Origin of the sequence: Streptomyces sp. TSRI0281 (genome assembly GCF_001905125.1) — a bacterium.
Classification (GTDB): domain Bacteria; phylum Actinomycetota; class Actinomycetes; order Streptomycetales; family Streptomycetaceae; genus Streptomyces.
Map to the genome: position 1 here is coordinate 41357 of NZ_LWLE01000003.1, position 15191 is coordinate 56547.

Consider the following 15191-nt stretch of genomic DNA (forward strand, 5'->3'; position numbering starts at 1 on the left):
GCTGTCGCCGGGGCGGGAGCCCTCTGCCGTGAAGTGCCGGAACTCCTCCTGTGCGGGCGCTCAGCTCCCGGCCGGCGGAAGCACCGTCTCCGGGACCTGGACGGTACGCAGCACGCCGTCGCCCAGGTGCAGGATCGCCCGCCCCGGGCGGGTCGCGCCCAGGCGGCTGCGGGGCACCTTGACGCCGATCAGTTCGCCGTCGCTCATGTTCTGCGGCTTCAGCAGCAGACCGCACCGGTTGCGACGGGCCTCGGTGTGCCAGCCGGAGAAGCCGGAGGAGAGCCGGTCGGTCTGCCCGGAGATCACCAGGCCCCGGCCGCTCTCGGCACCGGACTTGGCGATCTGGGTGAGGACGGGCTCGGCCTTCGTCTTCAGCAGCAGATCGGCGTCGTCCAGGACCACCACGGCCCCCTGCGGCGAGGACGCCAGCGCCTCCTCCAGCGCCGTGGGGTCGATGTCGGACTCGTCGAAGACCGCGAGGACCCCGGGCCGTCCGGTGAGCCGGCGCAACGGTGACCTGGCGGGCGCGCCGATGACGACCGACATCCCGGACGACAGCAGCGACAGGGTCAGCGTCGCCAGGACGGTGCTGCGGCCGGAGCGGGCGGGTCCGGCGACGAGGAAGGTCGGTGTGACCCCGAAGTCCGGTCCGTACGCGGCGAGTTCGTCGCCGCCCACACCGGACATGGCCCACCGCGCGGACGGCAGTGGCTGTGGCACGTACCGGACCGCTTCCTCCCAGGTGAGCCGGTCCGGCAGGGTGTCGACGCGGAACGGCCGGGTGGAGGCGGGTAGTTGGGCCGCCCGTTCGCCGCAGTACTCGGCGATCTGGATGAGCGCCGCAGCCTGCGCCTGGCCTTCCGGGTTGTCCGTGAGGAGCGCGATCTGCACCTCCGCCTTGTCGGCCACACGGAACGCGCGGCCCGGCGGGATCTCGTCGGGCACGTTGCGCTGGGTGATGCCGATCATCCCGTACTCGGACTTCTCGTTCAGCTTCAGTACGAGCTTGTCCTCGGTGGAGCCGTTGACCCGGCTGGAGAACAGCGCCCGGTCGCCGGTCATCACCAGGTGGATGCCGACGCTCGCGCCGTCCCGGAGCAGGGTCAGCACGGAGTTCAGCAGGTTCCCGGAGTCGTACTCGCCGAGCTGCTTGTCGAAGACCTCCCACCGGTCGATGAACAGCACGATGTGCGGCGGCCGTTCGTCCTCCGGCAGGGCGCGCCGGAGCTCCGGCAGGTCGGCGCTGCCGCGGGCGGCGAGCATCTCCTGGCGCCGGGCCAGCTCCCCGTTCAGCCGGGCGAGCAGCCGGGCCACCCGGTCGGGCTGGGTGCGCATGGTGATGGCCCCGCAGTGCGGCAGCCTCTCGATGGGCAGCAGCGCGCCGTTGCCGCAGTCGATGCCGTACATGTGCAGCTTGTCCGGGGAATGGGCGAAGGCCAGGGTGCCGGCGATGGTGCGCAGCGTCTGTGATCTGCCCTGCCGGGGCGAGCCGATGATGTGCAGGTGCCCGAGCGTCGCCGGGTCGATCACCAGGGGCTGCCGGGCCTGTTGTGCGGGCAGGTCCACCACGCCGTACGCGACGGGCGCGAGGTCGTAGTCCGAGGGCGGGGGCGCCGGCAGTTCGCCGGTGACCAGGACCTCGGGCAGCGGCGGGAGCCAGGGGCTGTGCTGCGCGGGGATGCCCATCTCCCGGTCCGCCTCGCGGATCGCGGCGACGAGCCCGGTCAGGTCGGTCTCCACCTCGGCGGGTACGGCCGCGCCGCGGGGCCGCGCGGGGAGCGGCTCGCCGAGCCGTTCCCAGCCGACCGTCACCGCCCAGGGCGCCGGCAGCGAGGTCGCCGAGGCGCCGGGCCGACGGCCGCCTACCCGTCCGGACTGGAACGGCACGAGGGAGTTCTGGCCCAGGCGCACATAGGCGCGGCCGGGGGTTCCCTGCGAGATCCCGGCGGCCTCGGGGGAGTTGAGGACGTCCTGGCTCTCGCCGGCGTCCGTCACCCGGAGCGCGATGCGCAGGTTGGTGTTGGCGCGGATCTCCGAGGAGACGACGCCGCTGGGGCGCTGCGTCGCCAGGATCAGGTGGATGCCGAGGCTGCGGCCCCGCTGGGCGATGTTGACCAGACCCTTCACGAAGTCCGGCAGGTCGCGCACCATCGAGGCGAACTCGTCGATGACGATGAGCAGCCGGGGCATCGGCGCGCGGCCCGCCGGGTTGCGCTCCAGCAGGTCGACGTAGTCCTCGATGTCCTTGGCGCCGGCCGCGGCGAGGATGTGCTCGCGCCGGGTGAGTTCCGCCGTCAGCGACACCAGGGCCCGCTCGACGAGGTGGGCGTCGAGGTCGGTGACCATGCCGACGGTGTGGGGCAGGTCGACGCAGTCCTTGAACGCGGAGCCGCCCTTGTAGTCGACCAGGACGAACGTCATCGCGTCCGGACGGTTCGCCACCGCGAGCGAGGCGACCAGCGTCTGGAGGAGTTCGGACTTGCCGGAGCCGGTGGTGCCGGCGATCAGCCCGTGCGGGCCGTCGCGCCGCAGGTCCAGGTGGAACGGGCCGTCCAGGGAGACGCCGACGGCCGCCCGGGTCGAGCGGCCCCCGGCCGTCCAGCGCGCCCGGATCGCCCCGGCCTGCGGCGGGTCGAGGGCGAGGACGTCGAGCAGCCGCGCGGAGCCGGGCAGCACCGCGGCCTCCTCGTCGGCCCCGCCCGGGTCCCGCAGCGGGCCCATCGCGCGGGCCAGCGAACGGCACCAGTCCAGGGACACCACGTCGGGCCGGATGCCCCCGACGGTGCCCCTCCCGGAGCGTCCCACCCGCACGGTTCCGCCGGGCTCCTCGGCGACGACGGCGTGGCACTCCTCGGGCAGCAGCCGCTCCTCGGCGTCCAGGCAGAGCGCACGGACGCCGACGGCCGGTCCGTCGCGCAGGATCTGCGTCACGCCGGGCAGCGAACGCAGCTTGCGGGCTCCGTCGAGGATGACGAGCACATCGGGCCCGGCGGGCCGGCTCCGCCGGTCCTTGCGTCCGGCGCGCTCGACGATCAGCGCGGTGAGTTCGGCGACGCGCCGGGCGCAGGTCTCCGTGCCGTAGCCGATGCTGGCCGGGGTGTCGCCGGACTTCTTGCGCACATGAGGCAGCCAGCGCAGCCAGGACCAGCCGTCACGGCCCCGTTCGCCGGTCGTCAGCAGATGGATCTGGAGATCACGGGGGCTGTGCAGGACGGCGGCCTGGGCGACCACCCAGCGCGCCACGGCGCGTGCGACCGTGCCCTCGCCGGCGATGCCCAGGACGTCGTGCTCCCGCAGCGGCACGGTCACCGGGACGTCGTACGCGGTCCGCGGGTCCTCGCGGCGGTGTTCGTCCTTCGTCGGGTCCTGGAGGACCACCTCGGAGTCCTGATCGGCGGTTCCGATGCGCAGTTCGAGGAAGTCGGCGTCGGAGGTACGGCGTTCCCACAGACGGCGCCGGGGGCCGACGGCGGTCAGGACGACCTCGGCCGGGTCCGGGAAGCCGCGGCGCCGGGCGGTGCGTTCGGCCGTCAGGGCGTCCGCCGCGTCGCCCTCGATCCGTGCCTTCTTCTCCTCGTAGGCGGCGACGCTCTCGGAGTGGGACTGGCGCCCGGTGCGCCGGCTCATCACATAGTTGCCGACGATCGCGACCGGGGAGAGCAGTCCGAACAGCAGCATCGTCATACGGTCGAACAGCAGTGCCGCGGCCCCCGCCATCACCAGCGGGGCCAGCGCCGTGATCCACGGGAGCGGCCGGGCGGGGAGGGCAGGGTGAAGCGGGTGGCGTTCTCGGCCGGCCGCAGCCGCGGCGGCCGGTTGTAGTCAAAGCCGGTGCCGTCCTCCGACGGCTGCACGGCCGCGTCCGGCTTCTGCGGGAGGGCGAGTTCGAGCAGGCTGTCCCCGACGAGGAGCTGTGCGCCGGCCGGCCAGGCGGCCGCCTCGGTGAGGTCCTCGCGGTCCAGTTGCAGGGTGCCGTCGGCCGGCGCGGAGGCGTCGGGCGAGATACGGCAGCGTCCTCCGGGGCCCACCGCCAGGACGGCGAACGGACGGTCCGGTAGGGAGCGCAGCACCTGGGCGGCCCCGTCGTGGGCCAGCCCGATCCGGTACTCGCCCATGTCCAGCCGGCGCACGGCGCCCGCGCCGGCCCCGCCGACCGTACGGACCTCCACCAGCCCGTTCGGTTCGGCCGACGCGGTGCCCGCCGGGCCGCCCAGGCCCACGATGGCCGCGTGGTGCAGCGGCGCGTCCCGCAGCCGCATATCGGCGGGCAGCAGCCGGTCGCCGGCGTACAGGCCGAGGCCCTCCGGGGGCCGTTGGACGCCGCCCGCCCCGGCCAGCGCCTCCGCGACAGCGCCCACGGGCGTGTCGGGGTCGGCGTCGAGGTGGACGTCGAACGCGTCACCGCCCTCCTCGACCACGGTCAACATCAACGACACGAGAACGTCCTCCAGCCGACGTGAATGGGGGCCCCGGCAGCCGCAGTCGGCGGCTCCCGTGCCACTGATGGGACCTACGGAGCGCGTCCGCGGATGGTTCACCGGTGCGGCGGGTGAACCATCCGCCGACGGGCGCCGTAGTGGCCATCGGGTGCACCGCGCGGCAACTACGCCGCTCTCGTTCCCGATCGTCCCGGCTCCGCCGCCGGGGCGTCCCGACAAGGAGTCAGAAGATGATCTGGTACGTCCTGGCCGCGGTGCTGGGGCTGGCGCTGATCGGGGCGGTGGCCGCGCTGATCGTCACCGAGCGACGGCCCCGCCCGCCGAAGCCCCGTGCCGCCTCGGTGGCCGTCGTGGGCCGGGAGGCGTTGGACGTGGTCAACGCGGGACTGCGCCGGCTGACGGGCGAGTGCCTGCGCTCCGGCCGGCCGCTGCCCGACCTGTACGCCGTCGTCTACTCCGAGGAGCGGCTCGCCCTGCTGCTCGCCGGTGCCGAGGAGTCCGCCCCCGCGCCCTGGACCGTCGAGGCGGACGGCGAGCGCTGGACGATCTCGCCCGACGCTCTGCACCGCCCCGGCCCGGAGGGCGAACCGGCCCTGCCGTACGCGCTGACGGTGACGGTGGGCCTGGACGGACCCGACCGCGTGCTGGTCGACCTCTCCCGGGCGGCCGGGCCCGTCTCGGTGACGGGTCCGGACAAGGAGGTGCACAGCCTGGTGCGGGCCGTCGTCAGCGAGGCGCTCGCCGGACCGGTGGGGGCGCTCGCCGAGGTCACCCTGGTGGGATCCCTGGCCGACGGCCGGCTCCTCTTCGGCGACGAGCCGCGGACCTCGCGTCTGCACAGCGCGGCCAGCCTGGAGGAGGCGTTCGCCATGGCGGCGTCGGCGGGCACGGGCGCGCCGGAGTTCGGCTCGCCCGACGTCACCCAGATCTACCGGCTGATCGAGGGCACCAGCCGGATCGCCGTCCAGGGCGAGGCGCCGCATCTGTTCGTCGTGGACTCCTCGCAGCTCCCGCGACGGGAAGGGGCACTGGCCGGTATGCGGCGCGGGGACGCGCTGCTGGTGATCGGCGAGGCACCCACGGGGTGGCGCTGGCGTGCCGATGCGGGCGGTTCGCTCGACACCGGGCCGCTCGGCCTGGAGATCACCCGGCACGCGGGACGTCTGGCATGAGTGTCATCCGGCCTCGCGGTACAGGCCGCCGGCGTACAGCCCCCGGTTGTGCAGTGCCTCCCGCAGGGCGCGGGCGGCGTAGTACGTACGGGACTTGACGGTGCCCGGGGGCACACCGAGGACCTTGGCGGTCTGGTTGACGCTGCGTCCCAGGTAGTGCACGTGCATCAGGACCTCGCGATGTGCCGGGCGCAGGTCCCGCAACGCGTCGATGAGTACCTGGGAGGTGAGTATGTGGTCCACGCCGTCGGACACCGGCAGATGGGCGAGTTCGGGGTCACCGGTCTCCAGCGGTCTGGCCTGGCGGGCCCGGTGGCCGTCGATGACCAGGTTGCGCAGCGCGGTGAACAGCCAGGGCCGTACCGCGTCCGTGGTCGGGTCGAGTTCATCGGCGTGCCGCCAGGCGCGTATCGCGACTTCCTGGAGGACGTCCTCGGCGCGATGCCAGTCGCCTTCCAGCCGACGTGCGGCGAACTGCAGCAACGCGTTCCCGTGCAGGTGGTAGAAGGCTCTGAGGAACTCGTCGGGGTGGGGTTCCGCGGCACGGGGGCCAGGTATGAGGTCTTCGGGCGAAGCGCTGGCCGACAAGGGCCTTTCCTCTCCGGTCATCTGTGGGGAGACGGGGCCGCCGGCTGCGGGACAACCGGCGGGCACCGCCGCGAGCCGCCGTGCGGCGCCCGTCAGCCTGCGGCGGCGGTGAACTCGCCCCGTCGCGCCGTTCAGCCCGGTTCGCGAGAGGAAAGCGAGCCCACCTCACGGGAGGTCAACTCCCGGTCGTAGAGATGTACGTCGGCGATGTCACCGTTCCAGAAATCGGCTGCCTTCCCATGGAACTTTCCGCGCCCGATCACCGCGGTGCCAGTGGGCTCCACGCTGTTGGAGGCCACCCTGGTTCCCGCCGGCCGGCCGTCCACGTAGACCCGCATCCGGTGGTCCTTCTGACTGTACGTGCCGGTCAGGTGGTACCAGCGGCCGGGCTGCGGCTTCTCCGGCGTCGTCGCGACCGTACGGGCTCCGCTGAAACTGAAGGCGAAGTTGCCGTCCGGGCCGGAGTACTGGAGGAAGAACGCACTGGTCCGGTCGCCGTCCAGGGACAGGGCGGTGCGCATGCCGGTCATGCCCTGGGGGCTGAGGCGCACCCGCGCGGCGACCGAGTAGTCCTGGTCCGCGGTGTCGAGCCGGGTGTGGGAGTCCGCGTATCCGGTGGTGCCGTTCAACCGCAGCGCACCGCCTTCGGGTCCGTCGGTCCACTGCGTGCCGCCCCTGACCGAGGCGTCGTGCTCGCCGGCCTTCGCGGTGCCGGACCGGTGCAGGGGCCACCAGCCGAGGCCCTGCAGCGACTCGGCGTCACCGCTCGGGCTCGACGCGGCCGGTTTCGCCCCGGCCTGGTCCTTTCCGTCCGGTTCCTTCTCGGAGTCCTGGCCGCGCACCAGTTGGACGACGACGAAGGCCAACGCGACGGTCAGTACGGTGATCGTGGTGATGAGCGGCCATCTGCGCGTCATGAATTTCCTCAGGAGATGCGACATAGATGTGTCACTGGTGATCACGGGGGCGAACCGGAAGTGGTTCAGTGTGCACGTACTTTGTGACATGCCCGGAGGACGGCGCACCTGTCCGCCCCCGGAGGCGCGCCTGTGCGCCGGGGGACCCGGACACGCCTTGTCCGGGGCCGCGGAATAAGGGGAGTGGTGACGTTTGGGCCGCGCGGGTTCAGGACGCCAGGCCGCGCAGCCGGTCGACCGCCTCCCGGAGGACGTCGTCCTTCTTGCAGAAGGTGAAGCGGACTTGGCTGCGGCCGGCGTCCAGGTCGTCGTAGAAGACGGAGTTGGGGATGGCGACGACGCCGCAGCGTTCGGGAAGGGCACGGCAGAAGGCGTAGGCGTCCTTCTCACCGAAGGAGGTGATGTCGGTGGTGATGAAGTACGTGCCCTGAGGCCGGTAGACCTCGAACCCGGCCGCGCGCAGGCCGTCGCCGAGCAGGTCGCGCTTGCGGCGGAGGTCGGCGCGGAAGCCGTCGAAGTACGAGTCCGGCAGCCGCAGCGCCTCGGCGATCGCGTACTGGAAGGGTCCCGCGCTGACGTACGTCAGGTACTGCTTGGCCGTCCGGACGGCGGAGACGAGCGGGCCGCTCGCCGTGACCCAGCCGACCTTCCATCCGGTGAAGGAGAAGGTCTTGCCCGCGGACGAGATGGAGACGGTGCGCTCGCCCATGCCGGGGAACGAGGCGATCGGGATGTGCTCGCCCTCGAAGACCAGGTGCTCGTACACCTCGTCGGTGACGACGAGCAGGTCGCGTTCGCAGGCGAGCGCGGCGACGGCGGCGAGTTCCTCGCGGGTGAGGACCGTGCCGGTGGGGTTGTGCGGGGTGTTGAGCAGGATCAGGCGGGTGCGGGGGGTGACGGCGGCGCGGAGTTCGCCGAGGTCGAGCCGGAAGGTCCCCGTGTCCCGGTCGGGGCGGAGGGTGACCGGGACCCGGGTGCCGCCCGCCATGGCGATGCACGCGGCGTACGAGTCGTAGTAGGGCTCCAGCGCGATGACCTCGTCGCCCGGTTCGAGCAGGGCGAGCATCGCGGCGGCGATGGCCTCCGTGGCGCCCGCCGTGACCAGGACCTCGGTGTCGGGGTCATGGGTGAGGCCGTAGCGCCGCAGCTGATGGTCCGCGATCGCGGTACGGAGTTCGGGCACGCCGGGCCCCGGTGGATACTGGTTGCCGCGCCCGTCGCGCAGGGCGCGGACGGCGGCCTCGCGGATCTCGTCGGGGCCGTCGGTGTCGGGGAAGCCCTGGCCGAGGTTGAGGGAGCCGGTCCGTACGGCCAGCGCCGACATCTCCGCGAAGATCGTCGTGCCGAACCCGGCGAGGCGGCGGTTGAGCAGTGGTCGTCCCTGAGTCATGAGCCATCCTGTGCCGAAGCTCTGGAGTTGCTCAAGTCTGCTTTGGCTCCGGCGGGGCGGGGGCATCCCCCACACACGCAAGGAGCGACATGAACATGAAGCGGGGGATTCCGCTTCGGGGGACGGAAGGATGGGGGGACAGGTGGGAGTCTTCTTCACGGTAGTGATCGTGTTTGTGGTGATCGGATTCGTGCCGGCGCTCGTGGTGCGGGCGGTCAACCGGCGGATCGGAAAGCGCCGGACCGCGGGGGGCGCGGCGGCCGGGGGCAGCTGGTGGGCGGGCGGCGGGGGCGGCTCGTCCTGCGGCGGCGGCGGTGGCCACTTCGGCGGGCACTCCGATGGGCACTCCGGTGGGCATTCCGGTGGCCACTCGTGCGGAAGCAGCAGTTCGTCGTGCGGGGGCAGCAGCTCCTCGTGCGGCGGTGGCGGGGGCGGCTGCGGCGGAGGCGGCAGCTGACCGAGGAGATGTTCCGTCAGGTGTCCGGTGGGTGAACTCCCGCCGGACACCTTTTCGTTGATCAACGCGTGGGGTTCGAGTTGAACAGGTGAACCGGGCAGCCCCCGAGGGGATGGAAAGCACGTCAAGTTGGGCAAAAACGCTGTGAGTGAGGCGTACTTCGTGATTCCCTCGCAGTACAGAACATTCAGCCCTCGGACCCCAGTTGGACCTGATCGGGCGTTCCCCCAGTCCTATGCGCGTCGTTACGGGGGGCGCTCCCTGTCCATGTGTCCATGTGTGTTTGCGGAGCCGACCCATGCTCACGACCCTCCAGACGGCCTATTCCGATACCCGAGCTGCCGACCTGGCCTGGGCGTTGGGACGGGAGCCGCTGCCCGCCCTCGCCGTCCTCGACCTTCAGCTCGCCGACGCCACCGTCCAGTTGAGGCTTCTCGGTGCCTCCCATCAGGTCCTCCTGGATGAGGAGAGCGGCACCTGTTCGGAGACCGTTGCCTGCATTCCGGGCAGCAGCACGCCCCTGCCCCTCGGTGTCGCCAAGCGGCTCGGGGACTGGGAGTACGAATTCGCCGCGCGCGTGGAGACGCTCTCGGAGGGCTCGTTCGCCGGGCGCGCCCAGGAGCTCCTCGCCCTGGTCGCCGACCATCCGCACGGTCTCGCGGGGACCTTTCCGGGCAGCCCGCACGCCTTCACGGCGATGCTGGCGCAGCGGACCGAGGGGCAGGTGCGCTGGCGCACCTGGCACGCGTACCCGCAGGAGGGGCAGTTGGTGGTGACCCGCACCCGGGTGGGTCTGCGGATGCCGGCGTCAGTCTCCTGAACGGGCGGGCCGCCATGGGGACTTCTCCGGTCCGCCCCAGGCACTTGCACCCGTGTGGGTGACAGGTGGCGACCGGTTCGTGACGTAGCGTTCGCTTCATGATCGACCAGCAGGTGTCGCTGCGAGGGGCCGGGGCGGGGCTTCCCGTGCGGCCCCGTACCGGCCGGTTCCTCGTGCTGGCCGCCGTCTTCATCTGTGCTGCCTGCGGTCTGGTCTACGAACTCGAACTGGTCGCTCTCGCCTCCTACTTGATCGGCGACTCGGTCACGCAGGCGTCCGTCGTGCTGTCCGTGATGGTGTTCGCGATGGGCATCGGCTCTCTTCTCGCGAAACGTTTACGCTGCCGTGCTGCAGTCGGTTTCGGGCTCATCGAGGCCGCCCTCGCGCTGATCGGCGGGACCTCGGCGCTCGTGCTGTACGCCTCGTTCGCGTGGCTCGGGGAGTCGCGGTACGCGCTGGTCGGGTTCTCGCTGGCGATCGGGGTGCTGATCGGTGCGGAGATCCCGCTGCTGATGACGCTGATCCAGCGCGTCGACCGGCAGGACCCGGGCGGGGCGGTCGCGGATCTCTTCGCCGCCGACTATGTCGGGGCGCTGGTCGGGGGACTGGCGTTCCCCTTTCTGCTGCTGCCGGTGCTGGGCCAGCTGACCGGTGCCCTGTTCACCGGTGCGGTGAACGCGGCGGCGGGCGGGGCGCTGGTGCTGTGGCTGTTCCGGCGCGACCTCAGCTCCCGGTCCCGGTGGTTACTGGTCCTCGCCAACCTCTCGGTGATCCTGCTGCTGGCCGTCGCCACGGTGCTGGTCGACGACTTCGAGCGGGCGGCGCGGCGGGCGGTCTACGGGGACAACGTGCGGGTCGCCGTGCAGACCGAGGTACAGGAGGTCGTGCTCACCGGGGCCGGCCGCGACTCCCTCGATCTGTATCTGGACGGGCGCCTGCGGGTCAGCGCCCGCGACGAGTACCGCTACCACGAGGCGCTGGTGCACCCGGCGATGAACGGGCGGCACGAGCGGGTGCTGATCCTGGGCGGCGGCGACGGGCTCGCCGCCCGCGAGGTGCTGCGCTACCGGGACGTCCGGGAGCTGACGGTCGTCGAGCTGGACCCGGCCGTCACCCGGTTGGCCCGTACGGACCCCGCTCTCCGGGAGCTGAACGCGCACGCGTACCGGGACCCGCGGCTCGCCGCGGTCGGCGGGGACGCGTTCACCTGGCTCCGGGCCGGTGCCGACCGCTACGACGTGGTGATCTCCGACCTGCCGGACCCGGGCATCACGGCGAGCACCAAGCTCTACTCCGCGGAGTTCTACGGACTGATCGCGGAGTCCCTCGCGCCGGGCGGGCGGCTGGTGGTGCACGCGGGGCCGCTGAGTGTCCGGCCGGGGACGTTCTGGACGGTGGAGGCCTCGGTCCGGGCGGGCGGCCTCACGCCCAGGCCGTACCGCGTCACCGGCAGGCTCTCCGGTTTCGCGGCGAGCCCGGACCGGGTCAACGGCGACGGGCGGGACCCGCACGACTGGGGCTTCGTCCTGGCCTCCGCGGGCGGGCCGCCACCGCTGGGGCTGGCCGCCGGGGCCCCCGGACTCCGGTCGCTGGGGGAGCGGGAGGTGCGCACGGCGGGGCGGTCCGCGGAGAGCGTACGGGTGACGGGGCAGCCGCCGTCGACGCTGGTCCACCCGCGTTACTGGGAGGGGAAGTGATCCTTGGGGCGGGTGGGGTGTCCGGGGTGTGGTGCTCGGGGGCCGGCGGGGGCTCGGCGGGGCCGGTGGAGGGAGTGCGGGGTGCGGAAGCGCTGACGTACCGGCCGGGGCTGAGTAGGCTCGGTTTCCATGGAGCATGAGGTGTTCGTTCCGGTTCCGGCCCCGTCCCTTCGGCGGACGCTGGGCGATCCTGCCCGCGTCGCCCGCTGTGTACCGGGTCTCCAGCAGGACGCCGACACGTCGGCCGGGCCCTTGGCCGGCCGGCTGAAGATCCGGGCCGACGGGCACACGATCACGTACCGGGGCGCGCTGCGGCTGTCCGGCCCGGACGGGGACCGCTTCTCGGTGACCGGTGAGGGCGCGGAGGCCCGGGGTACCGGTGCGGTGAAGCTGGAGCTGACCATCGGCCTCACGGAGACCGACGGCGGTACGACGCTGACGTTCACGGGGACGGCGAGCGGTGACGGCCGGCTCAAGGAGCTGGACGCGGCGGCCGCGCTCTCGGCGGCCCACCGGCTGCTGGACCGCTTCACGCAGCAGCTGGTGACGGAGACGCTGGCCTCCCACGAGGGGGAACCGGGCTCGCCCGTGGCGGGCTCGGCCGGGGACGCGCCGGCCGATGAGGGGGGTGCGTCGGCCCCCGAGGTCCAGGCCGAGGTTGCGGCCGAGGCCGACGACGAGGCTCTGCTCGGCGATGACGATGACGATGACGCCGATGTCGAGGGCGGGGCACCGGCCGGCAACGGGTCCGTGTTCGACGCGCCCGTGCCGCCCCCCTCGCTCGACCCCGTCGTCGAGGTGGAGTTCACCGTGCCGGACGAGCCCCCGGCCGAGGCCGCGCATGCCCGGCGGACCATGATCGGGCGCAGTGCCGAGGAGGTCGACCACGCGCCGCCGCGCGGCCGGTACGCCCCCGTGCCCTCGCCCGACGCGAGCGGTGCGGGCACCGTCCTGCGCTGGGCCGCCCCCGCCGCCGCCCTCGCGATCGCCTCCGCCGTCGTGCTGGGCCGGGCGCTGCGGCGCCGGAGGTAGCGGCGCCAGTAGTGTCGGGGGTGTGAGCAGAGCTGCGAAGAACGTCCGGCTGACCGTCGGCGACGCCGAGTTGACCGTTGACCCCGCCCATGGCTGCCGGATCAGCAGCCTGCGGATCGGTGGCACCGAACTGCTGCGCCAGGGGGAGCGGTACGGCTGCTTCCCGATGGTGCCGTGGTGCGGACGTACCGAGAACGGGGTGTTCCGCAACGGTGACGCGGTCCACCGGTTGCCGCTGAACTCCCCGCCGCACGCCATCCACGGCACCGGCCGCGACACGGCCTGGCGCACCGCCCGGGAGGATGCGACGGAGGCGGCCTTCTACTACGACCTCGCCGAGCCCTGGCCGTACGAGGGCCGGGTGACGCAGACCTTCGAGCTGGCCGAGGACTCGCTCACGCTGCGGCTGTCCGTCGAGACGTACGGGAACTCCTTCCCCGCGCAGGCCGGCTGGCATCCCTGGTTCCGGCGGAACACCGGGGGCCGGGACGCGCAGCTCACCTTCGACGCCGCCTGGCAGGAGGAGCGCGGCGCGGACCATCTGCCGACCGGCCGGCGGATCGACCCGCTGCCCGGCCCGTGGGACGACTGCTTCGGGATGCCCGACGGCGTCGATGTGAAGCTCACCTGGCCGGAGCAACTGGAACTGACGGTGAAGAGCCGGGACGAGTGGGTCGTGATCTACGACGAGCAGGAGGAGGCGGTGTGCGTGGAGCCGCAGTCCGGGCCGCCGAACGGGCTGAACACCACGCCCCGGCTGGTCACTCCGATCGACCCGCTGGAGATCGCGACCACCTGGAGCTGGGTGCGGCTCTGAGCGGGGGCGGCAGCGCTTACCCTCGTTGACATGACTGACGTACGCGCTGACCTGCTCCAGCAGATCAAGGACAAGGCCGTGGTGCACGGCAAGGTGACCCTCTCCTCGGGTCTGGAAGCCGACTGGTACATCGACCTGCGCCGGATCACGCTGGACGGCAAGGCCGCGCCGATGGTCGGCCAGGTCATGCTCGACGCCACCGCCGCACTGGACTACGACTGCGTCGGCGGTCTGACGCTGGGCGCCGACCCGGTCGCCACGTCGATGCTGCACGCCTCCGCGGCACGCGGGGGGAGCCTGGACGCGTTCGTCGTCCGCAAGGCGCAGAAGGCGCACGGTATGCAGCGCCGTATCGAGGGCACGGACGTCAAGGGCCGTCGCTGCCTGGTGGTCGAGGACACCTCGACCACCGGCGGTTCGCCGCTGACCGCCGTCGAGGCGGTGCGCGAGGCGGGTGGCGAGGTGGTCGCCGTCGCCGTGATCGTGGAGCGGGGTGCCGCCGCGGCCATCGCCGAGGCCGGGCTGCCGTATGTCCAGGTCTACTCGGTGGCTGACCTCGGCCTCAGCTGATACATGGCTTGACCTGCGGTTTCTCTCCGGGGTGGGAGGTTTCACGTGAAACCTCCCACCCCGGACGCGTATCCGTGGGGGTCCTCCGGGTGGAGCCGGGGCGGGAGTCTGGGAAGATGGGGGCGACGATGACGTCGCCCCAGGTCAGGGACCAGCACTGCACACCCGCACATCCCAAGGAGCGGTCAGATGCCCATCGCAACCCCCGAGGTCTACGCCGAGATGCTCGACCGGGCGAAGGCAGGAAAGTTCGCCTACCCGGCCATCAATGTGACCTCGACCCAGACCCTGCACGCTGCGCTGCGCGGCTTCGCGGAGGCCGAGAGCGACGGCATCGTCCAGATCTCCACCGGTGGGGCGGAGTTCCTGGGCGGCCAGTACAACAAGGACATGGTGACGGGCGCCGTAGCCCTGGCCGAGTTCGCGCACATTGTCGCCGCCAAGTACGACATCACGGTCGCGCTGCACACCGACCACTGCCCCAAGGACAAGCTGGACACCTATGTGCGTCCGCTGATCGACATCTCCGCGGAGCGTGTCGCCAAGGGCCTCAACCCGCTGTTCCAGTCGCACATGTGGGACGGTTCGGCCGAGACCCTCGCCGACAACCTGGCCATCGGTCAGGAACTGCTCGCCAAGGCCGCCGCCGCCAAGATCATCCTTGAGGTCGAGATCACCCCGACCGGTGGCGAGGAGGACGGCGTCACGCACGAGATCAACGACGAGCTGTACACGACCGTCGACGACGCGCTGCGTACCGCCGAGGCGCTCGGACTGGGCGAGAGGGGCCGCTACCTGCTGGCCGCCTCCTTCGGCAACGTCCACGGCGTCTACAAGCCGGGCAACGTCGTGCTCCGCCCCGAGCTCCTGAAGGACCTCCAGGAGGGCGTCGGCGCCAAGTACGGCAAGTCCTCCCCGTTCGACTTCGTCTTCCACGGCGGCTCCGGCTCCACGGCCGAGGAGATCGCCACCGCGCTGGAGAACGGCGTCGTGAAGATGAACCTCGACACCGACACCCAGTACGCCTTCACCCGGCCGATCGTGGACCACATGTTCCGCAACTACGACGGCGTCCTGAAGGTCGACGGCGAGGTCGGCAACAAGAAGTTCTACGACCCGCGCAGCTGGGGCAAGTCCGCCGAGGCGGGCATGGCCAAGCGTGTCACCGAGGCGTGCGCGAACCTGCGCTCCACCGGTACGAAGCTGAAGTAGTCCGTACGGACATCCGTCGTGGGCCCGGTACCCCTTGGGGTGCCGGGCCCATGGCATGTCCGGGCGGCATCCATGACGCA

Annotated in this window: 10 protein-coding genes and 1 pseudogene; 7 read left to right on the plus strand and 4 right to left on the minus strand. The window is 72.1% G+C overall.

Annotated features, from left to right (window positions below):
• Positions 1-60: 60 nt before the first annotated feature.
• Positions 61-4427: pseudogene (locus A6A29_RS08585) on the minus strand (FtsK/SpoIIIE domain-containing protein).
• Positions 4428-4669: 242 nt separating this feature from the next.
• Here A6A29_RS08585 and A6A29_RS08590 point away from each other — a divergent pair.
• On the plus strand, positions 4670-5611 hold the full coding sequence (locus A6A29_RS08590; protein ID WP_073719408.1) for a hypothetical protein: 942 nt from the start codon (positions 4670-4672) through the stop codon (positions 5609-5611).
• A gap of 3 nt (positions 5612-5614) precedes the next feature.
• On the opposite strand, the gene A6A29_RS08595 is transcribed toward A6A29_RS08590, so the two are convergent.
• The 3 genes from A6A29_RS08595 to A6A29_RS08605 form a co-directional block, all read right to left on the minus strand.
• Entirely contained in the window at positions 5615-6199 is a 585-nt protein-coding gene (locus A6A29_RS08595) for a sigma-70 family RNA polymerase sigma factor (RefSeq protein ID WP_198953028.1), read from the minus strand.
• A gap of 131 nt (positions 6200-6330) precedes the next feature.
• Complete coding sequence (locus A6A29_RS08600; RefSeq protein ID WP_073719410.1) at positions 6331-7116, minus strand: LamG domain-containing protein; 786 nt, start codon at positions 7114-7116, stop codon at positions 6331-6333.
• A gap of 208 nt (positions 7117-7324) precedes the next feature.
• The gene (locus tag A6A29_RS08605; protein ID WP_073719411.1) at positions 7325-8506 is read right to left on the minus strand and encodes a pyridoxal phosphate-dependent aminotransferase; all 1182 of its coding nucleotides are present in this window, start codon (positions 8504-8506) and stop codon (positions 7325-7327) included.
• A gap of 755 nt (positions 8507-9261) precedes the next feature.
• Between A6A29_RS08605 and A6A29_RS08615 the strand changes: the two genes are divergently transcribed.
• From A6A29_RS08615 to fbaA, 6 genes are all read left to right on the plus strand, one after another.
• Positions 9262-9783 (plus strand): DUF2617 family protein, encoded by a 522-nt coding sequence (locus A6A29_RS08615; protein ID WP_073719413.1) that lies wholly within the window; start codon positions 9262-9264, stop codon positions 9781-9783.
• A gap of 98 nt (positions 9784-9881) precedes the next feature.
• Positions 9882-11480 carry a polyamine aminopropyltransferase gene (locus tag A6A29_RS08620; RefSeq protein WP_073719414.1) on the plus strand — a complete coding sequence of 533 codons (1599 nt, stop codon included), beginning with the start codon at positions 9882-9884 and terminating at the stop codon, positions 11478-11480.
• A gap of 129 nt (positions 11481-11609) precedes the next feature.
• Positions 11610-12512 carry an SRPBCC family protein gene (locus A6A29_RS08625; RefSeq protein WP_073719415.1) on the plus strand — a complete coding sequence of 301 codons (903 nt, stop codon included), beginning with the start codon at positions 11610-11612 and terminating at the stop codon, positions 12510-12512.
• Positions 12513-12534: 22 nt separating this feature from the next.
• Positions 12535-13329 (plus strand): aldose epimerase family protein, encoded by a 795-nt coding sequence (locus A6A29_RS08630; RefSeq protein WP_073719416.1) that lies wholly within the window; start codon positions 12535-12537, stop codon positions 13327-13329.
• 30 nt (positions 13330-13359) lie between these two features.
• The gene (pyrE, locus tag A6A29_RS08635; RefSeq protein ID WP_073719417.1) at positions 13360-13899 is read left to right on the plus strand and encodes an orotate phosphoribosyltransferase; all 540 of its coding nucleotides are present in this window, start codon (positions 13360-13362) and stop codon (positions 13897-13899) included.
• Positions 13900-14088: 189 nt separating this feature from the next.
• Positions 14089-15111 carry a class II fructose-bisphosphate aldolase gene (fbaA, locus tag A6A29_RS08640; RefSeq protein WP_073719418.1) on the plus strand — a complete coding sequence of 341 codons (1023 nt, stop codon included), beginning with the start codon at positions 14089-14091 and terminating at the stop codon, positions 15109-15111.
• Positions 15112-15191: the final 80 nt, after the last annotated feature.